The organism is Clostridium algoriphilum (genome assembly GCF_020443705.1).
Classification (GTDB): domain Bacteria; phylum Bacillota; class Clostridia; order Clostridiales; family Clostridiaceae; genus Clostridium_AD; species Clostridium_AD algoriphilum.
The window spans coordinates 42,253-63,028 of record NZ_JAIZZK010000024.1 but is presented as its reverse complement, the minus strand read 5'-3'; the positions used below and the strand labels follow the sequence as shown (position 1 = coordinate 63,028).

Here is a 20,776-nt window from a genome sequence, read left to right as displayed (position 1 = left end):
CCTCCTTGTTAGCCTCCTAGTTTCTCTCTTTATAGCTCCAATTTATCAAAAATTATATTAGAAAATCCTGAAAGTACTAAATTAGCTTTTTTTAGTATATCTTTAGAACCTATTCCGATGGAGAGCATTCCAGCATTAATGGCAGCATCGATTCCAGCTTGTGCATCTTCAAAGACAATACATTGACAAGGCAATACTTTAAGTGCCTGCGCACCTTTTAAGAAAACTTCAGGATCAGGTTTTGCTCTAGAAACTTTTGTACCATCAATTATCGCGTCAAAATAATGCGTTAAATTCAATTTATTAAGAATAAGCATAGAATTCTTACTTGCAGAACCTAAGGCAATTTTCAAATTACTTTCCTTGACGCTTTCTATAAAATCAATAACTCCAGGTAAAATATCAGTGGGAGTTAATTTAGAGATATACTCCACATACCAAGTATTCTTTTTTTCTGCTAGTTCAATTTTAGTGTCATCATCTAATGTAATATTACCTATCTCTAATATGATTTCCAATGAGTTCATTCTGCTTACACCTTTAAGTCTCTCATTTTCTTCTATAGTAAATTCAATGTTCAATTCTTGTGCTAGTCTCTTCCATGCTAAATAATGATATTTAGAAGTAGCAACTAATACGCCATCTAAATCAAATATAATTGCTTTAATGTTATACATATAGCTCTCCTTTAATTTTACTTTAATGCCTATATTAATATAATAATATAAAATTATGCATTTGTGAATGCGTTTGCACAAAATAGTTTCATTTATTTTTATACATGTGAGTGTCGTTGTAATATATATAAACTAACATAATGTTAAGTTTCGTTAGAGAGTTACGCTAGTTGCATGAGCAACCTTGATTAATATTATATTTAATAATATAATAAGCATAGAATATTTTTACAAATTGGGGAGTGAAGTTTTCATGTCAGTAACTATAAAAGATGTAGCAAAGTTAGCAAACGTATCACCCTCCACAGTTTCAAGAGTACTTGCAGATAATCCTAGAATTAGTGATGCAACAAAACAAAGGGTCTACAAAACAATGAAGGAAATGGACTATCATCCTAATGCAATAGCTAGGAGCCTAGTCAGTAAAACAACAAAGACTATAGGACTTATTTTACCTAACACTGATGAAGATTTGTTTGTTAATCCTTTTTTTATTCAAATTATGAGAGGCATAAGTCATTATGCTCAAAAAAAAGGATATTATATCATGTATACTTACAGTAATAACGAAGATCAAGAAGTAGAGCATATAGCAAGTTTAATGAACAGCAGAAGAGTTGATGGAATTATTTTGCCAGTAGTAAGGAAGAATGACAAATGTATTGCTTATTTGAAAGAAGCAGATTATCCCTTTGTAGTAATAGGTAAACCAGAAAATACGGTCGGGGTTTTATGGGTTGATAATGATAACTTTCATGCCATGTACAGCGTTGTTAATTATCTTATACAAAAGGGTGAGAGAAAAATTGCATTTATAGGAGGTCCACCTACGCTTAATGTAACTATAAATAGATTAGAAGGTTACACGAGAGCTATGGAGAACATTGGTGAAAAAATAGATGAAAATATGATACAAGTAGCAGAGTTTACAGAAAAAAGTGGCTATGATGCTATGAAAAAAATCTTAAGTAAAGGGAGCCCTACAGCGGTTGTTACCACTGATGATTTAATTGCTTTTGGCGCATCAAAAGCTTTAAGTGAAATGTCAGATCAGCATATTTCAATTATCGGGTTTAATAACACACCACTTGCTGCTTACAGAAATCCAACACTATCTTCAGTAGATATCAATTCTGAGGAATTAGGTTATTTTGCAGTTAAGTTATTAATAAATAAATTGGAAAACGAGAAGGAATATATAAACAATTACATTATCGACACAAAATTAGTTGAAAGAGAATCAACCGAATAACTATAGGTGTCTAAGGCTTTTGGATATATTTACATAATATGAAGAAAATAAACCTTGCTATTTCAAGTGAAATTGTAATAAAATGGGTTTATTATTTTTTATCATTTTATGCACTCGTTTGCACAATCCAATAGAGGACAATAATAAAAATATGGAGGTTGTTTATGGCTAAAAATACAAATGTGTCTTTGAGAAACAAAGTAATGTACTCTATATATGTGAGAAATCATGGAATTAATGGAACTTTTAAAGATGTTGAAGAGGATTTAGAAAGAATAAAGTACTTAGGGACAGATATTATATGGCTTCTGCCAATTCATCCTATTGGAACAAAAAATAAAAAAGGTACACTTGGATGCCCTTACGCAATAAAAAACTATAGGGAAGTGAACCCTGATTATGGCAATTTAGGGGATTTTAAGAGGTTGCTTAATAAGATACACTCCCTAGGAATGTTATGCATAATAGATGTAGTTTACAATCATACTTCACCAGATTCATTTCTTACAGAAAATCATAAACCGTTTTTTTACAAAAATATAGATGGTAGACTTGGTAACAAGGCTTCCGATTGGTCAGACGTAGTGGACCTTGATTATACTAATAAAGAATTATGGAATTATCAAATTGAAACCTTAAAATATTGGATAAGCCTCGGGGTAGATGGTTTTAGATGTGATGTGGCTCCACTGGTACCACTAGAATTTTGGCTAAGCGCAAGAGATGAAGTAACAAAAGTCAATGGAAATACCTTATGGCTGTCTGAGAGCGTAGATCCAAGTTTCATCCTCAGCATGAGAAAAAATGGTTTTACATGCTTATCTGACAGTGAGATATATCAGGCTTTTGACATTGCTTATGATTATGATGTTAATATGGAATATTTAGGCTATTTTAATGGGCAAAATTCATTAAAGCATTATATAGATAGAGTATCAATCCAAGAGTCAATATATCCAGATAACTATGTTAAGCTAAGGTTTTTAGAAAATCATGATCAGATTAGAGCTAAGAATCTTATTCATGATGAAGATGCTTTAAAAATTTGGACAGGTTTTTTATATTTTCAAAAGGGTTGTACACTTTTATATGCAGGGCAGGAGGCACAAGCGGTTAGCACGCCAAGTCTTTTTGATATAGATAAAATAAACTGGAATGGAGTAAAAGAAGACTTTGTAGAGTTATTAAAAACTCTTGGATCTATAAAGAAGAAAGAAATTATGGCTAAGGGTTTTTATGAAATTCATACTGCTGAGGATAAAGATGTTATTGTAGCATCCTATTCAATGAAAAATGAAAAGATTATTGGAATATTTAATGTGGGCAAGCAGCAAGGAAATATTAGTATAAATGTTGCTGAAGGCGAATATATTAATATTGTAGATGGTACAGTGGTTACCGTTATACAAGGTAAATTAATGCTTGAAAATAAGGTTGTAATTTTTGTAATTCAGTTTGACATATAAGGGAATTAATAGTAAAATCAATTTGGGCAAACGGTTGCATGGTTACTACAAACGTTTTCATGATTAACTATAAACAAACTATTAGTTAAAAAGAAAAGCTTGAAACAAGTTTCTGAATTCTTTTTCACAAATTTAAGGGGGGCAAAGAAATGAAAAAAATTAAAACAATTATGGCTATTGCAATGGTATCAACAATGGTCGTAGGCACATTATCGGGGTGTGGTAGTAAAACATCTGATAAAGCTTCTACTGCAGTAGATTCAACTAAGCCGGTAAGTATAGCTTTCTGGGAACAAGATGATGCATCTGCACAAAAAATACTGGATAAACTAATTATTGACTTTCATACTGCTAACCCTAACATAACAGTTAAAAGAACACATTATGAAACTGAAGATTTAAGGAAAAATTTTACAACCGCTTCATTAGGTACAACAGGTCCTGATATTGTATTATCACCAAATGATAACCTTGGAGTATTTGTTCCAGGTAGTTTAGTACAACCTGTTGATACTATTGTTGGAGCAGATTTCATGAAAACATTGGATCAGAAGTCATTAGAAGCTGGTAAGTTTACAGGAAAACAATATATGCTTCCAGATAGAAATGGTAATGAAGTTTTAGTTTCGTACAATAAGAAGTTAGTGACAACTCCTCCTAAAACTTTTGAGGAATTAGAAGCAATGGGACTACAACTTAAAAAAGATGGTAAGGTTGAATATGGTTTAGTATTTAATGAAGTTGAACCATTTTTCGCAGTTGGGTTCTTAGGAGCTTTTGGTGGTAAAGTATTTGATGATGTTAATTCCGCTTCACCTAAACCAACACTAAATACACCAGCGGTTACGCAGTGGATGACTTTCATGAAAAAAATACACACTGAAGGTTTAATTCCTAAGGAATCCGATGCAACAATAGCTGATAATTTATTCAAAGGTGGAAAAGCTGCATTTATAATTAATGGACCATGGGGTTTTGCAGATTATACTAAAGCCGGTATTGATTTTGGTATAATGTCAATACCTACAATAAACGGTAAATCTCCAGCACCTTACTCAGCGGTTAAAGGATATACAGTATCTGCAGGAGTAAAGGATGTAAATAAAGTAGCTGCGGTTAAGAAGTTCCTTATGTTTGTAAACTCAAAAGATGCACAGTTAAAGATGGTTGTAGCACATCAACAAATTCCAACTAATAATGAGGCTATTAAAGATGCTAAGATTACAGGTAATCCATTAATAGTAGGACAAAAGGATCAATTATCTAAAGCGATACCAATGCCAGTTATTACACAAATGAGAGCTATTTGGGATGCTGTTAAACCGGTTCAACAAGATGTATTATCAGGAAAGACAAAGCCCGAGGATGCAGGAGCAATTATGCAGAAGAAAGCTGAGGATGGAATAAAAGCTTTGGGGTTATAGAATACATTTATAAAAGGGGAGAAATCCTCTTTTATTTTAAGAAAGGAGAGTTCACATGAAGGTGATCGTTAAAAGAAAAAAGAGGAAACGAGTAAGTAGTAATTTAGGAATAGGACGAGGAAAGTTGACACCCTTCCTTTTTTTAGCACCTGCTACTATAGTCTTAATACTTGTTGTAGCTTATCCACTTATATATGAAATAATAATTTCATTTAAAAATGTAACTTTATTAAATTTAAAAAGTCAGATTTATCCTTGGATTGGCCTAGATAATTACAAGAATATACTATCTGATAGTTTATTTTATTCCACTTTAATAAGAACAGTTATATGGACTGCCATTAATATATTTTTCCATGTTTCAGTAGGATTATTTCTTGCAATAATTTTAAATAGAAAATTGCCAGGTAAAGCATTTATAAGAGTTTTGCTGATTTTACCTTGGGCGGTGCCACAGTATATTGCTGCGATGACTTGGAAAGGTATGTTTAATGTAGAATACGGTTCTGTTAATATTATTTTAACACATATTTTTGGTAATGCGGCAGCCATTCCATGGTTATCTATACCGAGCTGGACTTTTGTGGCTTGTATTATAACTAACATATGGCTTGGTATTCCTTTTATGATGATGATATCACTTGGTGGCCTTTCAAGTATTCCAGAAGAGTTATATGAAGCTGCAGAATTGGATGGGGCTTCGAATTTTCAAAAATTTAAAGGTATAACTTTACCACTTTTAAAACCAATACTTACTCCTGCTATAATACTCGGAACAGTGTGGACATTTAATATGGTTAATGTAATATATATAATTACAAGTGGTTCAGCTTCAGATGAATCTCAAATTCTTATAACTATGGTATTTAAGAGAGCGTTCCAATATTTCAGGTATGGTCAATCAGCAGCACTTTCGGTAATTATATTCTTAATTTTGCTAGCATTTAGTACCGTCTTTATTAGAGCTCAAAAATCAGATGATTAGAGGTGAAATGCATGAAAAATAAAAAATTTAATAAAACGGATTCTCTTGGTAAAATAATATTGATATATGCAATTTTAGTAGTTGCATGCATATGCTCATTATATCCAATATTAAATATATTAACAATATCTTTAAGACCATCAAATGCCTTGTTCACTAAATCTCTAAATATAATTCCACAAAATGCAACATTTGATAATTTTAAACAAGCATTTATACAATATGATATGTTACATTGGCTTTTGCATAGTTTAATTGTATCAAGTTGCGCCTGTATTTTTAGCGTAATGCTTTCTGTTACAGCTGCATATACATTTTCTAGGTTTGAATTTAGAGGTAAAAATATGGGACTATCTTTAATTTTAGTTACTCAGATGTTTCCATTAGCCATGACTTTGTTGCCTTTATATTTAATGATAATTAATTTGAATATGACAAATAGTTATATTGCGTTGGCAGTAATCTATGTATCTACATCAATTCCTTTTAATATTTGGATGATGAAAGGATTTTATGATACCATTCCTAAGTCACTTGAGGAGAGTGCTTATGTAGATGGAGCTTCAGTATTTAGGTCTTTTTACCAGATAATATTACCACTTGCAAGACCAGCAGTTGCATTAACAGCATTATTTTCCTTCATGGGAGCTTGGTCTGAATATATAGTTGCAAGTGTAATCATAAATGATGCGGTGAAACTAACTTTACCTGTTGGACTAGTAAGTATGCAAGGACAATTTAATACTGCATGGGGTATATATTCTGCAGGGGCTTTAATTACAGCGCTTCCTGTAATGATATTATTTATTTGCTTATCTAAATACCTTGTTGGTGGGCTTACAGTAGGTAGTGTTAAGGGTTAGTGTATAAAATTATAAAAGTAGTAGCACCGCAATTGATAATTAATACATCTAAATATATGAGCTAAAAGTGTGGCATTAGTTTAATGCTACAACCTTTAGCTTATTTTAACCTGCTTTTCTAGGTTGGAACAGAATTGTAATAACATGAACAATATGCTATAATTTTTTTACTCAAAGGCGTTGGTTGTAATTATAGCAAATGTCTAGTAAAAATAGTTTGCAAATAATGATTATGAAAGGGGAATTATAATGAATCTTAAAATTAGACAAGCATGCATTGAAGATTTAGATGCAGTAACAAAAGTAGAAGCAAGCTGTTTTCCAGAGGCAGAAGCAGCTACGAGGTTATCTTTAGAGCAACGGATTAAGACGTTTTCAGAAAGTTTTTTTGTAGCTGAAACAGAGGGTGAAATCATTGGGTTTATCAATGGATGTGCTATTAATGGAACTGTTATCTATGATAAACTCTATGAAAATTCTACACTACATATTCCAAATGGAAATTACCAGACTATTTTTGGACTCGATGTGATTTCAGAGTATCGTAATCAGGGAATTGCAGCACAGTTAATGAATTATATGATAGAGAAATCAAGGGTAACAGGTCGCAAAGGTGTTATTTTAACTTGTAAAGAGAAACTTATTCATTATTATACAAAGTTTGGATACATAAATATGGGTATATCTGAATCAGTACATGGTGGCGCTAAATGGTATGATATGATTTTAGCGATAGATTAAAGAAGCTGATAAGATTTTATTAATCTTATCAGCTTCTTTATTTTTACATATTTACTGTCACATTTGTATCCTCTGAATTAAAAGTATTTAGATCAAGTTCTTTTTCTGAATTTGCAACGAGGCATGTACCAACAGCATCTCCTGTAATATTTAGAACTGTTCTTCCCATATCGAGAATTCTATCTACTGCAAGTATAAGTGCAATTCCTTCAATAGGAAGCCCTACCTGTGTAACAACCATAGACAACATTATGGTTCCAGCTCCTGGGACTCCTGCTGTTCCAATTGAAGCAAGTGTTGCCGATAATATTATCATAAGTTGACTTGTTAAAGTAAGCTCTATTCCATATACTTGTGCAATAAATACAGCACCAACTCCCTGCATTATTGCAGTTCCATCCATATTTATTGTGGCGCCAAGAGGAATAGTGAAACTTGCAATACTCCCTTTAACACCAAGTTTATTTTCACATGCTTCAAGATTTACAGGTATTGTTGCACTACTGCTTGATGTTGAAAATCCAAACATCATTACAGGCCAAAATTTCTTGAAAAACTTTATTGGGCTTAAATGTCCTATCAACTTTAATGAACCAAAGTATGTTACTAGGCAATGAACTACAAGTGCAAGATATACAACTCCAATTAATTTTAAGAGACTCATAAGAATATCAAGGCCTTGAAGCGATATAACCTTTGCAATAAGTGCAAATACTCCATATGGAGCAAGTTTCATAACTGATCCTATAATCTTTAAAAAAACATCATTAAGTTGATTACATATATTAAGAAGAGGTTTCACAGGTTCTCCGATAATACTAATTGTAACACCAACAAAAATAGCAAATACAATGATTTGAAGCATATCACCTTTCACAAGTGCGTCGAAAGGGTTTGTAGGAACCATATTCACAAATATGTCCATAATAAATGGTGGTTTAGTTGTTTGGATTGCAGCATCTGTTGGAATTACAACTCCAACGCCAGGTTTAAGTAGATTTGCAAAAATTAACCCAATAACAACTGCAAAGGCTGTTGTTGTCAGATAAAAAGATATTATCTTACCGCTAACTCGTCCCAATTTTTTAGTATCTCCAATACTTGCTGAACCGCAAATTAGAGAAAAGAAAACTAATGGAACTACTACCATTTTAATTAAGTTGAAAAAGATGGTTCCAACAGGAGCTAATATCCATTTATTAATTCCTATGTTAAAGCCTTTAGGTAATAAAAGATTTGATATTATTCCGTAAAGAATACCAAGAACAAGAGCAATAAAAATTTTCTTGGTAAGATTCATTTTAAATAGTTTCATGTATTTTCCTCCATGTAAGTTTGATTTCGATTGATTGACATGAATATTTTATCAAAAAAACGAATAAACGTCAACATACAAAAATTACATAATGAAATATTCTGAATATTAAATCGATATGAAATCAACAATATAAGTAATGAGAGTGGAGCTATAACTTACGATAAATGAAAAAATGAATAATGGATTCCATGAGGAATTATAGGAATTTGAATTATTAAATAGGGATATTGAACATATTATATTAGTGTTTAGGTATATAGTGCATAAGACATGAAAAGAGGATATAATAAAGTTGAAAGTAGATCCATGAGCAAGTTTAGTTATAAAAGGATAACAACATCCGGAGAATATAAAAGATCAAGAAAATAATACAAACGGTTAAAATTCAAATGAAGAAGGAGTTTTATTTTATGAATGCAATACTTAAAGAAATTGAGTATAATAATGGGGAATTTCCAGAAGCACAATTAAAGGAAATAATAAACCGCAAAGAGGAACTCATACCTGAATTACTTGATATATTAAAAAATGCAAAGGAAAATTATGAAGATGTTTTAGAAAATCATAATTATTTTGCACACATATATGCAACTTTCTTGTTAGCACAGTTCAAAGAAAATAAAAGTTTTAAGCTAATTGTAGATTTAGTTAGTTTGCCAAAGGAGATTCCAGATGATATTTTTGGTGAGTATCTTACAGAAGATTTACATAAAATTTTAGCATCAGTTTGTGGTGGAGACACAGAGCCATTAAAAAGATTAGTTGAAGACAACAGTGTTAATGAATATGTTAGATGTGCTGCTATAAAATCCTTTATTGTACTTTTAGGAGAAGGCGTTTTATCCCAAGGTGAAATTATTGAATATTATAAAAGTTTATTTGAAGGAAAACTTGAAAGGGAATTTTCACAAGTTTGGAATGAACTTATATATGATTCTTGTGAAGTAGGCCCTAGTGAATTATATGAACATATAAAGAAAGCTTATGAAGATGAGTTAGTAGATGAGGAGTGTATATCTCTAGAAGAGGTTGATGGAGCTATTAAAATCCACGACGTAGAAAAATTTCCAAAGTTAAAAGAAGAAGGATACGCATTCTTTAAGGATACTATAGAAGAATTAGGTTGCTGGGGATGTTTTACTAGAAATACTAGTGAGCCTAAATCACAATTTATGCAAGGAATTAATAAGATGAACAAAAATAAAAATAAAACTAAAAAGAAGCATGTTAAAGCTACTAAAAAGAAGCAAAGAAAAAAGTAGTGGGATGGCGAAGTGCCTCGTTATATAGGTCGCCATGGCACTAAACGTGTGGCTAAAGATGTTCTATATTGAAAGTCAGGAATTTTTAATCTGAAATTGATTAAATTTTCCTGGCTTTCTTGCATATACGGCATAAAGTTTAAAAATATTTGATAAGTTCCAATAATCTCATAGTATTCTAATAATTAAAAAAGCATAAGATAATAGCATTAAAATTTAAAGAAAGAGGAGGGATTTATATGCCACACAATAATTATATAAATTATAATGAAGAGCGTGATAAATTGCAAAAATCTAATGCAATAGAGGCTCTAAATAAGATAGCAGAAAGTCATAGTATAAGAGATCTACTTCTTGAAAAACGCACTGATGCGACATCATTAGAAAATGTGAGTAAGGTTAGACTAAAACAAGATAGCACAGAGGATAACAGTGATGGAAGTTATAAAATTGCAAATTTTTTATAAGCTATAGTAAAACAGGCATATCTTAGGGAGTATGCCTGTTTTACTATGCCATATATCAAAATTTGTTTAATAGTAAGAGTAAAGTATGTTAATGCTATTGCTAATCTTACACCTATTCAAGGCAGTAAATAATTTTGGGCTTTTTATAACATACCTAACAAAATTGTTTACTTCGAGTAATATTAAAGATAATTAGAGTATTATCTTTAATAATTTTTAGTCATTAATGGAAATATATAACAAGGTATAGTATATTATAATTATAAAATTCTAAAATGAACACAATGTGTTAAATGAATAGGGAGTGATTAAGTTGATAAAGCTTGTATTAATAAGACATGGTGAAAGCGATTGGAACAAGGAAAACAGGTTTACAGGTTGGACAGATGTAGATTTATCAGAGAATGGGTTAATTGAAGCAAGAAAAGCAGGACAAATACTTAAAAAAAATGGTTATATTTTTGACTTAGCATATACTTCAGTACTAAAAAGGGCAATAAGAACTCTTTGGATTGTATTGCATGAGATGGATTTAATGTGGATTCCTGTATATAAGTCTTGGAAGCTAAACGAAAGGCATTATGGTGCTCTGCAAGGCTTAAATAAAGCAGAAACTGCACAGAAATATGGAGATGAACAAGTTCACAAATGGAGAAGATATGTAGCTGTAAGACCACCAGAACTTTTGAAAACTGATGATAGATATCCTGGCAATGAGTTAAAATACAAAGGATTAAGACAAGAAGAAATTCCTACAACTGAGAGTTTAGAGGATACAGTAAAGAGGGTAATGGATGAGTGGTTTAAGGAAATAGAACCTCGAATTAAAGAAGGTAAAAAGGTTATAATTTCTGCACATGGAAATACTTTAAGAGCCTTAGTAAAATACCTTGATAATATATCAAGTGATAATATTGTAAGTTTAAATATACCTACAGGAGTTCCACTTGTATATGAACTAGATGATAATTTGAAGCCTATTAGGCACTATTATTTAGGGATAGATGGTGAACTACCTGAAGAAAAAATATTAAAAAATATTTAAGGGGAGGAAAAGCATTCTCCCCTTTCTATTATTTACCTCTTAATGCATCTATAGGGTCCATTTTTGAAGCCTTTAAAGATGGATAAAAACCTGCAATCATACTTAATACTATGCAGAATAACATAATTAAACCAGCATCATTAAGGGGTAATTTAGCTACTTCCATATAAGGAGCATTTGGAATAGCATTTTTCAAGTAACCATAAACTACTGAATTTATGACTTTAGATATACCTAAAGTAAGCAGTAGTCCTATGCCTGCAGATAACACACCAATAATGAAGGATTCTGCAACGAAAACGTTCAAAATATCTCTCTTTCGGGCCCCCACTGCACGAAGAATGCCTATCTCATTAGTTCTTTCAAGAACAGAAATATACACAACAATTGATATCATGAGAGCAGCTACAACAACTGATACTCCAGCAAATCCTAGCAATGCATAACGCACTTGTTTCATTGCTCCTTCAACTTGAGCTGATATAGTTTTACCTGTTAGTTCAAATTTATATTTATTTTGGGACTTATTTAATGTTTGTAAATCGGAGTCTAGATTTTTAGTGTTTTTTAAATATACAACTAAAAAATCGCTTTTTAGCGCCTTTTTATCTATTTTAAACTCTTTCTCATAAAAATTAATTAACCAAGGACTTGTTGCATAATATGTATCTATTAAAGTTGTAGTATTAGCAATCCCAGCTATTTTCCAGGTTCTAACAATAGGTGTTTCCGTGTTGCTTACTTGGTTACTATTAGGGTTAAATCCATTCTTTAGATAGCGAACATATATGCTTTTACCGATTAAGGCTTTAAGATTGCCACCATTTTTCTCTAAATTCTTAGCAGTGGAAAGTGAAATAACAATTTCATTTGTGGAACCCTTCTTTGGAAGGTTGCCATACTGGATATCATTTTTAACATCTGCGAGCACTGATGGGGACATTATTGTAGCCAATTTTTCTTTAGTAGTTTGATCTGACATTTTGCTCATTAAATCTTTATCTTTTATTATGTTCTCATCTAAAGAATAAAAATATGAAAGGGGCATTCCTTTGCCTTCAATTTCAAAGTTATAAGCATATATATTACTATTTAAAGATAAAACTGAATTTATATCACTATATTTTAAAGGTTTGATATTGTTTATTTTGTCTCCATTCTCCTTTAAGCCTACGGTTATAGCGTTTGATGGAAATATACCTTTGATTTGAGTGTTAACCGAATGAGTAGTACCAGATGTAATAGCTAAAGCTAAGGAAATTCCACAAATGCCTATAGAAGTACCAATAGCTGTTGCTAGAGTCCTTCCTTTTTTAAGCCATGCGTTACGAAGTGACATCTTAAAGGCGGTATAAAAGGACATTTTTGATTTTGTTTCTATTTTTTTAGAACTAGACGCAGCGGTTGAAATCGAAGCCGTATTTTCTTCAATTGAAATTACTTTTCCATCTTCCATTTCCACAATTATATCAGCATAAGCTTTTGCGAGTTCTGGTGCATGGGTAACCATTAATACAAGCTTTTCTTTTGATATCTCTTTTAATAATTCCATAACTTGTTTTCCCGTTTCAACATCCAGAGCTCCAGTTGGTTCATCTGCTAAAATAATTTGTGGATCATTAGCTAGAGCGCGCGCAATAGCTACCCTTTGACGTTGTCCTCCAGATAACAGGTTTACTTTCTTATTTATTTGATCTGTTAGTCCTACTCTTGAGAGTAGATTATGTCCTTTTTTTGTTTTATTTTCCTTGGTAGTGCCGGATAAATCTAAGGCTATATCAATATTTTGAATTGCTGTTAATGAATTAAGTAAGTTAAACTGTTGAAAAATAAACCCAACTGTGTTTTTTCTATAAGTGTCAATTTCTTTTTCACCTGCAGCTTTTAAAGATTTTCCATTAACAATTACATCACCTTCAAAATCAGCATCTAAAGCTCCTATCAGATTCATCATTGTTGTTTTTCCACAACCGGAAGGTCCAACAATTGCTACTAACTTTCCATTAGGTAAATCAAAAGAAATATTATCTAATGCTATAATTTTGTGTTTTGTAATTTTATATGTTTTTCTTAAATTCTTAATTTTTAACATTTGTTAGTCCTCCTATTCATCACGTAATGCGTCAATAACTTTAATTTTAGTTGCTCTTTTAGATGGAAAATGTCCTGCTAAAACTGCGACTAATACACTTATACATATTAGAGCGATAATAGTTATAAAGGGGATTTTGATATCTGTAAAAGGAATACTTGATAGTGGAATATTTACAATATTATTCGCATTAATGTTTAAAATATTATTAATCATTTTGTTTGCTATTGGTTGTATTATAAAAGCGACTATGACTCCGGTTATTCCTGCAAAAAGGCCAATTAACGCAGATTCAGCTTTGAAAATTCTAGCAATATCTTTGTTCCTTGCTCCTACAGCTTTTAATATTCCTATTTCCTTTTTACGCTCAAGTACACTTGAGAAAATTACAATGCCTATTAAAATTGCTGAAACTATTAATGCTACTGAAATAAATATAATCATAACTGCTTGAGCTAAATCAATTAAAGTTTTAATAGCAATTTTAACCATAACTATTTGAGAGGTTGCGTAGAAACCTTTATCTTTAGTCATTTTACCCTCGCCAATACCGCCATTCTCCTTGTTATTAATATAGTTTAGTACTTTCTCATTGTTGTGAACATCCTTTATAACTATTTCTGCATTTACCATTCGCTTTTCTTTTCCTACAAAATAGCCATCCTTTTGAAGCCATGAATGTACTGAATCATAAGAATAATATACAGCGGCTGAGCTTAAGGCTATCTCATTTACAATTCCAACAACTTTAAAACTCTGTGTATATTTTTTACCTGAGATGGCTTCTCCTGTAACAGGATTTGTGGCTTTGCTCTGGATTACTACGTCTATGTTTTTACCAATAGCTTTTGTATAATCATCTTTATCTGGATTCATTCCATAGTTCTCAATGATGTTTTTAGCCATATCTTTATTTACTATTAATTCATTCTTATTGTCTTTTGGTACATTACCTTTGAGTACATGGTCTATGTTTGAATGATTATTTTGACCAGCTAAAGAATTAAAGCTAATATCTTTTATTGTTTTATTATTCACGTTAAAAGAAGTGATATCTTTAACATTTAAGTCTTCTCTAATATTTAGTACATCAGGATTTTTCTTAATGTTGTCATAGATTTTTATATCTTTTGGATAATTAGTCTTTTGAATAGCATCATTCTTAAATTTCATAGATGTTTGTATTATGTTAGCACTAGCAAAAGAATTTGTTTGAAGATCTATATAATCAGTTGCTCCACTGCTAAGTCCAATAACTAACAGAATACCTGCAATCCCTATTGAACCTGCAATAGTTGTTATAGCAACGCGTCCCATCTTCTGCTTAATATTTCTAAAGGATAATTTCATTGCATCACCAAAGGACATACTGCCATCTTTTTTCTTGAGTTTTGATTTCTTAATATTTTTACTAGATTCATTAATTATTTCATCCTTTTGAATTTTACCATCCAAAATAGATACAACACGTGAAGAATATTCATAGGCTAATTCACGATTGTGAGTAACCATAATAATTAGCTTGTTTTGTGAGATTTCTTTTAGAAGTTGCATAATTTGAATACCTGTTTTCCTATCTAAGGCTCCAGTTGGCTCATCTGCCAATATTATATCTGGATCATTTGCAAGGGCTCTTGCAATGGCTACGCGTTGTTTTTGTCCTCCAGATAATTCCCCAGGCTTGTGTTCCATATGTTTTTCGAGTCCGACTTGCCTTAATAATTTTTTTGCACGATCAATTCTATTTTTTCTTGATAGACCAATCAAATTCATTACAATTTCAACATTCTCGAGTGCAGATAAATGTTCAATTAAATTAAAAGATTGAAAAACAAAGCCAATATTATTTTTTCGATATAAGTCCCAATCTTTCTTCTTATATTTTTTAGTAGACTTTTCATCTATAATCAAATCACCTTCACTTGGTTGATCAAGACCAGCAATTATATTCAGAAGGGTGGATTTGCCGCAACCAGAAGGACCAAGAATTGATACGAATTCTCCTTTTTCAAAATTAAGATCTATGCAATGTAGAGCACTAAAACTTTTCTTTTTTTCGATTGTATATTTCTTTGATAGTTTGTTTAATGTTAAAAGCATAGATAACTCCTTTCGATTCATAAATAATTGCCATTTATAGCTTATACATATATAATAACAAATAAATGTTAACACTAGATTAATTACTCATAAGGCTTGATTTATTTACCCCATCAGTTAATAATATAATTAGTGACGAAAGAAATTTACATATAACAACAATAAATATTTGGAGGAGGAATTATTATGCCATACATAAATTCAACTTTAACTGTAAAGTTAACAGAGGGAAAGAAAGAAAAAATAAAATCTAAGTTAGGTGAAATAATAACCGAAATACCAGGTAAAAGTGAAGAATGGCTAATGGTAAGTTTTAATGATGATCATACTCTATATTTTAGGGGAATCAAAAAAGACAAGGCCGCTTTCGTTGAGATAAAAATAGCTGGAACAGCTGAAAGAAAACATAAGGAAGTTATTACAGCTAAGGTATGTAGCTTATTTGAAGAAGAACTTTCTATAAATAAAGATAGTATTTATTTAGTTTTCGATGAAATAAAAGATTGGGGATGGAACGGTAATATGTTCTAAATCGTAAATAAAGAATTAGTTTAGTTAGGAGGCATATTTTTATGGCAATTAAGAATATTTTATTTGATGTAGATGGAACTTTGCTCGATACAAACGAATTAATTATACAATCTTTTCAACATACTTATAAAAAACACTTGAATAAACAGGTTGGTAAAGAACAGATTATTAAAAGCTTTGGAGAGATTTTAAAATTTACTATAGATAGGGAATTTGGCGATGATAGCTACGAGGCAATTAAAACTTATCGAACTTTCCAACTTGGAAACTTTGAGAAGCTGATTACCATTCATGAGGGGGTAAAGGAAGGTGTAGCAGAGCTTCATAGGCTAGGATATAAGCTGGGAGTAGTCACTTCTCGTTTGAATAATTCAGCAATTATGGGATTAAAACATTTTGGATTAATGGATTATTTTGATAGTATCATAGGAGCTGATGATACAGAAATACATAAGCCTGATCCTACTCCAGCATTTATGGCCCTCGCAGAATTGGGAGGTAAACTGGAAGAGACTATCCTTGTGGGAGATACTCAATTTGATGTACTATGTGGCAAAAATGCGGGGATTACCTCTGTAGTCGTTGGATGGAGTGCGCTTCCTAGAGATATGATCCTTAAGTATGAGCCTGATTATATTGTAGAGAGCATGGAAGAATTAATATCATTAGTTCAAAAGCTAAAATACTAAAAGAAGAAAGGTAATGGTGAATAATATGAATTATGAGAAATTAAAAAAAGATTTGTTAAATAAGGCAGATATATCAGGCAGCATGTTACTAGTTGATTCAGTTGATAATGCAGATGAAATTGAACTTCTTAGATTGGCAAAGAAACATAATTTGGATATTTCAGCATATTAGATGATTAGTAAGTATTATAAAATGGAGGGTGAAATATGTTAAATGATATACAACCACATATAAGATGCTCCAGTAATGATGCTGCATTATACGCAATAATGCCTGGTGATCCGGAAAGGGTTGATAGAGTTAAAAAATTTTTAAATAATTCAGTAGACATAGCATTTAACAGAGAATTTAAAAGTTGCAGCGGCTTTTATAAGGGTGTTAAAGTTATGGTTATTTCTACAGGTATTGGTGGGGCGTCCACAGGTATAGCAGTAGAGGAGTTAAAAAACATAGGTGTACAAACTCTAATAAGGATTGGTAGCTGTGGCGCACTTCAACCAAACATTAAACTTGGAGATCTTATTATAGCAAATGGTGTCGTTCGAGATGAGGGGACTTCAAAAGCCTATGTAGAAGTATCATATCCAGCAGTGCCAGATACAGATGTTCTTATAAGTTTAATTGAAAGTGCTAAAGAGCTAGGGTTTAATTATTATTGCGGTAAAATTAGAAGTCATGATAGTTTTTATACAGATAAAGAACAGGAAATAGATGAATATTGGAGTAAAAAAGGAATACTAGGAGCAGATATGGAAAGTGCTGCTCTGCTAGTAATAGGGGCTCTGAGAAACTTAAAAACAGCGTCCGTACTTAATGTGGTAGTTGAAAATGACGGTAATTTAGATGACATCAATAGTTATGTGGATGGTGAAAGTATTACTGCTTTCGGTGAAAAGAAAGAAATACTCACTGTTCTTGAAGCTATAGTAAAGTTAGAAAAAAGGAGATTATAAATTATAAGAAAAAAGAACTATCATCTAATGATTGCTAAGAATCGTTAGATGATAGTTCTTTTGTTGTATTAGCTAAAGCAAGTTTTGTAAAATAATCTATAGTAAACTGACGAAAAAGTCGTGCTGCCTGTGGAAGGAAACGTTGGACAGTCCAATATATGTAGTTTATTAAAATGAAAAAATAATATGTTAGAGTATTTTTAGTGAATCAAATTTAATTTAAATTTTGTAAAATTTAATATAAGGATAGAACTTTAATATTTAGTAAAGTTATGAAACCATTGATTTATAGGGGTTGCGTAGCAGTTAATATTGTAGTTAAATCTAATTAAATTTAACTAGAGACCTTTAATTAAATTTAATTGCAAATTATATTTATAGTCTTTTAATAAGTTTTTTATATATAAAAAAATCTATAACGTGATTTTAGATAATAAGTATTGACTAATAAAGATTATCTGTTATGATAATAGTAATAAGTATAAAAATTAATTTGATTTGAGAGAATATTTATAAAATTTATTTGAAGCTAAATATAAGAAAGATAATATAAGTTTGAATATATTAAAATTACTAAACCAGGAATAAATTATTACCAAAAACGAAAATAAAATTAAATTTGTATATAATGGAGGGATAATAAATGTCAATTTATGATTTTAAAGCAACTACAATCGATGGTGAAGAAATATCTTTAAATCAGTATAAGGGAAAGGTATTAGTTATAGTCAATACTGCAAGCAAATGTGGATTTACACCACAGTACGAGGGTTTGGAAAAGCTTTATGAGCGTTACAAAGATAAGGATTTTGAAATACTGGGATTTCCGAGCAATCAATTTGCTGGGCAAGAACCAGGGGAGAGCACTGAAATACAGAATTTCTGCACAATTAATTATGGAGTGAGCTTTCAATTATTTGAGAAGGGTGATGTAAGAGGGGAAACTGCTCAGCCGATTTTTAAATATCTTACAAAGGAAACAACTTTCGACGGTTTTGATCTTAATCACCCTAATGGGAAAAAACTTAATGACATGCTTAAAGAAAAATTTCCACAGTTTCTAGAAGGAAATTCAGTGAAATGGAATTTTACAAAATTCATTATTGGAAGGGAAGGCAATATAGCTTATCGCTATGAACCTACAACTGAACCAGTGGATATGTCAGCAGATATTGAAAAATTACTAGTAGAATCAAAGGGAAAAAATATTCCTACAGTTGACCAAATTAAAGATAGTGTAAGCACTAAAAAAATATATACTGGTGAAAATGATGAAGAGGTTTTAAATTGTGAAGGAAGCCCTTGCAATTTTGTATACAAAGATAAATAAATTTCATAATAAAAATAATATTAAAGAAATGCTTGGAGAAGTGAATGAAATTTACAACTCTAAACATTTCTTTATTTTTTTAAAAATTATTACATCTATATAATTCCAATTTATGAAATATAAATTTATATGTTGGCTAGCAGCATATTTTTTATTTAGTATACTTTATATATAATAAAGTAAATAATATGGTATATGTTATCGCTTAAACTGATGTATAATGGTTAATTAAAAAATAGAAAAGCTTTATTAAAGCTAATATAGTTAAATTAGTGTAGATGCAGAAAGGAGAGTACTATTGTGAAAAAAAAAGAAATGATAGCTATGATACTCGCAGGAGGTCAGGGATCAAGGCTAAAACAATTAACAAAAACGACCGCAAAACCTGCAGTACCATTTGGAGGAAAGTACAGAATTATAGATTTTTCTTTGAGTAACTGTTCTAATTCGGATATAGACACAGTAGGAGTTCTTACTCAATACCAACCATTAGCGCTGAATTCACATATAGGTATAGGTTCGCCATGGGATTTAGACAGGCGAAACGGAGGTGTAACATTGCTCCCACCTTACCAAAGTGAAGATGGGGGTAATTGGTATAATGGTACGGCAGATGCTATATATCAAAATACAAATTATATTGATAGTTATGAACCAGAATATGTGCTTATTTTATCAGGGGACCATATTTATAAAATGGATTATTCTAAAATGTTAGATTATCACAAAGAAAAGGGCAGTGATGTTACTATCGCAGTAATAGAAGTACCCTTAGACGAGGCTAATAGGTTTGGAATAATGAATACTCGTGAAGACCACAGCATCTTTGAATTCGAAGAAAAACCAGAAGAGCCTCAAAGTAATTTAGCATCTATGGGGGTTTATATTTTTAACTGGTCAGTTCTTAAACAACTTTTAAAGGAGGACAATTTTGATGAAAGTTCTAGTAATGACTTTGGGAAAAATATAATACCAAAGATGCTTGATAATAATCAGAAACTATATGCCTTTCCTTATGTTGGATATTGGAGAGACGTTGGTACTATTGAAAGCTTTTGGGAAGCTAATATGGATTTGATATCTGACAATAATGAATTAGATATACATGATGACGAGTGGAAGATATACACGGTAAACCCTATGTTACCACCACAATATATAGGGGCAAACGCTAAAATTAACAATGCACTGCTAAATGAGGGTTGTATTGTTTTTGGAGAAATAAGCAATTGTGTGCTTTTCCAAGGTGTACATGTAGGGAAAAATACTAAGATAACAAATTCAGTTATATTACCTAATACTAAAATAGGTGATAATGTGGTTATAGATAAAGCTATTATAGGAAGCGATGTCATAATAGGATATAATACTAGAATTGGCAATGGACATGATATTATTGTTATAGAAGAAGGGCGCAAGATTAAAGCTTACTCAAAGAATGAAGAATTCCCAGTTGTTATAGAGAATAAAGTACAACCATACCAATTTTAAAATTAATTAGGTTAAGTATGAAAGTATTATTTCTGGTGTAGGGAAGAGTATGATAGTTTTAAAGGAAAAAGGGCTTATATAATTATAAG

At 31.2% G+C, this 20,776-nt stretch carries 18 protein-coding genes and 1 pseudogene; 15 read left to right on the top strand and 4 right to left on the bottom strand.

Annotation, left to right across the window (positions count from 1 at the left end):
• Positions 1-29: 29 nt before the first annotated feature.
• Positions 30-677: a beta-phosphoglucomutase gene (pgmB, locus tag LGK95_RS15955; protein ID WP_226125769.1), complete on the bottom strand. Its 648-nt coding sequence runs from the start codon at positions 675-677 to the stop codon at positions 30-32.
• A 253-nt stretch (positions 678-930) separates the two neighbouring features.
• Here pgmB and LGK95_RS15950 point away from each other — a divergent pair, with 253 nt between their 5' ends.
• From LGK95_RS15950 to LGK95_RS15925, 6 genes are all read left to right on the top strand, one after another.
• Positions 931-1,929 (top strand): LacI family DNA-binding transcriptional regulator, encoded by a 999-nt coding sequence (locus LGK95_RS15950; protein WP_226125768.1) that lies wholly within the window; start codon positions 931-933, stop codon positions 1,927-1,929.
• Between the two features lie 164 nt (positions 1,930-2,093).
• Positions 2,094-3,395: an alpha-amylase family glycosyl hydrolase gene (locus LGK95_RS15945; RefSeq protein WP_226125767.1), complete on the top strand. Its 1,302-nt coding sequence runs from the start codon at positions 2,094-2,096 to the stop codon at positions 3,393-3,395.
• Positions 3,396-3,544: 149 nt separating this feature from the next.
• Complete coding sequence (locus LGK95_RS15940) at positions 3,545-4,819, top strand: sugar ABC transporter substrate-binding protein (RefSeq protein WP_226125766.1); 1,275 nt, start codon at positions 3,545-3,547, stop codon at positions 4,817-4,819.
• A gap of 55 nt (positions 4,820-4,874) precedes the next feature.
• Positions 4,875-5,804 carry a carbohydrate ABC transporter permease gene (locus tag LGK95_RS15935; protein WP_226125765.1) on the top strand — a complete coding sequence of 310 codons (930 nt, stop codon included), beginning with the start codon at positions 4,875-4,877 and terminating at the stop codon, positions 5,802-5,804.
• Between the two features lie 11 nt (positions 5,805-5,815).
• Positions 5,816-6,667 (top strand): sugar ABC transporter permease, encoded by an 852-nt coding sequence (locus tag LGK95_RS15930; RefSeq protein WP_226125764.1) that lies wholly within the window; start codon positions 5,816-5,818, stop codon positions 6,665-6,667.
• A 249-nt stretch (positions 6,668-6,916) separates the two neighbouring features.
• Complete coding sequence (locus LGK95_RS15925; protein ID WP_226125763.1) at positions 6,917-7,408, top strand: GNAT family N-acetyltransferase; 492 nt, start codon at positions 6,917-6,919, stop codon at positions 7,406-7,408.
• Positions 7,409-7,451: 43 nt separating this feature from the next.
• Here the strand turns inward: LGK95_RS15925 and LGK95_RS15920 are convergent, their stop codons facing one another.
• Positions 7,452-8,723 (bottom strand): dicarboxylate/amino acid:cation symporter, encoded by a 1,272-nt coding sequence (locus tag LGK95_RS15920; RefSeq protein WP_226125762.1) that lies wholly within the window; start codon positions 8,721-8,723, stop codon positions 7,452-7,454.
• 413 nt (positions 8,724-9,136) lie between these two features.
• On the opposite strand from LGK95_RS15920, the gene LGK95_RS15915 reads away from it, so the two are divergent.
• From LGK95_RS15915 to gpmA, 3 genes are all read left to right on the top strand, one after another.
• Complete coding sequence (locus tag LGK95_RS15915) at positions 9,137-9,988, top strand: DUF1186 domain-containing protein (protein WP_226125761.1); 852 nt, start codon at positions 9,137-9,139, stop codon at positions 9,986-9,988.
• A 239-nt stretch (positions 9,989-10,227) separates the two neighbouring features.
• Entirely contained in the window at positions 10,228-10,455 is a 228-nt protein-coding gene (locus LGK95_RS15910; protein ID WP_226125760.1) for a hypothetical protein, read from the top strand.
• 313 nt (positions 10,456-10,768) lie between these two features.
• A complete protein-coding gene (gene gpmA, locus LGK95_RS15905) occupies positions 10,769-11,500 on the top strand; it encodes a 2,3-diphosphoglycerate-dependent phosphoglycerate mutase (RefSeq protein WP_226125759.1) in 732 nt (243 codons plus the stop codon).
• A gap of 28 nt (positions 11,501-11,528) precedes the next feature.
• On the opposite strand, the gene LGK95_RS15900 is transcribed toward gpmA, so the two are convergent.
• Positions 11,529-13,592 (bottom strand): ABC transporter ATP-binding protein/permease, encoded by a 2,064-nt coding sequence (locus LGK95_RS15900; RefSeq protein WP_226125758.1) that lies wholly within the window; start codon positions 13,590-13,592, stop codon positions 11,529-11,531.
• A gap of 12 nt (positions 13,593-13,604) precedes the next feature.
• Entirely contained in the window at positions 13,605-15,692 is a 2,088-nt protein-coding gene (locus tag LGK95_RS15895) for an ABC transporter ATP-binding protein/permease (RefSeq protein ID WP_226125757.1), read from the bottom strand.
• 186 nt (positions 15,693-15,878) lie between these two features.
• Between LGK95_RS15895 and LGK95_RS15890 the strand changes: the two genes are divergently transcribed.
• From LGK95_RS15890 to LGK95_RS15865, 6 genes and pseudogenes are all read left to right on the top strand, one after another.
• Entirely contained in the window at positions 15,879-16,223 is a 345-nt protein-coding gene (locus LGK95_RS15890; RefSeq protein ID WP_226125756.1) for a phenylpyruvate tautomerase MIF-related protein, read from the top strand.
• A gap of 41 nt (positions 16,224-16,264) precedes the next feature.
• Positions 16,265-16,912 carry a pyrophosphatase PpaX gene (gene ppaX / locus LGK95_RS15885; RefSeq protein ID WP_226125755.1) on the top strand — a complete coding sequence of 216 codons (648 nt, stop codon included), beginning with the start codon at positions 16,265-16,267 and terminating at the stop codon, positions 16,910-16,912.
• 25 nt (positions 16,913-16,937) lie between these two features.
• Positions 16,938-17,084, top strand: coding sequence for a hypothetical protein (locus LGK95_RS15880; protein WP_226125754.1), 147 nt, complete (start codon positions 16,938-16,940; stop codon positions 17,082-17,084).
• Between the two features lie 35 nt (positions 17,085-17,119).
• Positions 17,120-17,866, top strand: coding sequence for a nucleoside phosphorylase (locus tag LGK95_RS15875; RefSeq protein ID WP_226125753.1), 747 nt, complete (start codon positions 17,120-17,122; stop codon positions 17,864-17,866).
• Between the two features lie 643 nt (positions 17,867-18,509).
• Positions 18,510-19,052, top strand: a pseudogene (locus tag LGK95_RS15870) (glutathione peroxidase); the annotation flags it as partial.
• Positions 19,053-19,496: 444 nt separating this feature from the next.
• A complete protein-coding gene (locus LGK95_RS15865) occupies positions 19,497-20,687 on the top strand; it encodes a glucose-1-phosphate adenylyltransferase (protein WP_226125752.1) in 1,191 nt (396 codons plus the stop codon).
• Positions 20,688-20,776: the final 89 nt, after the last annotated feature.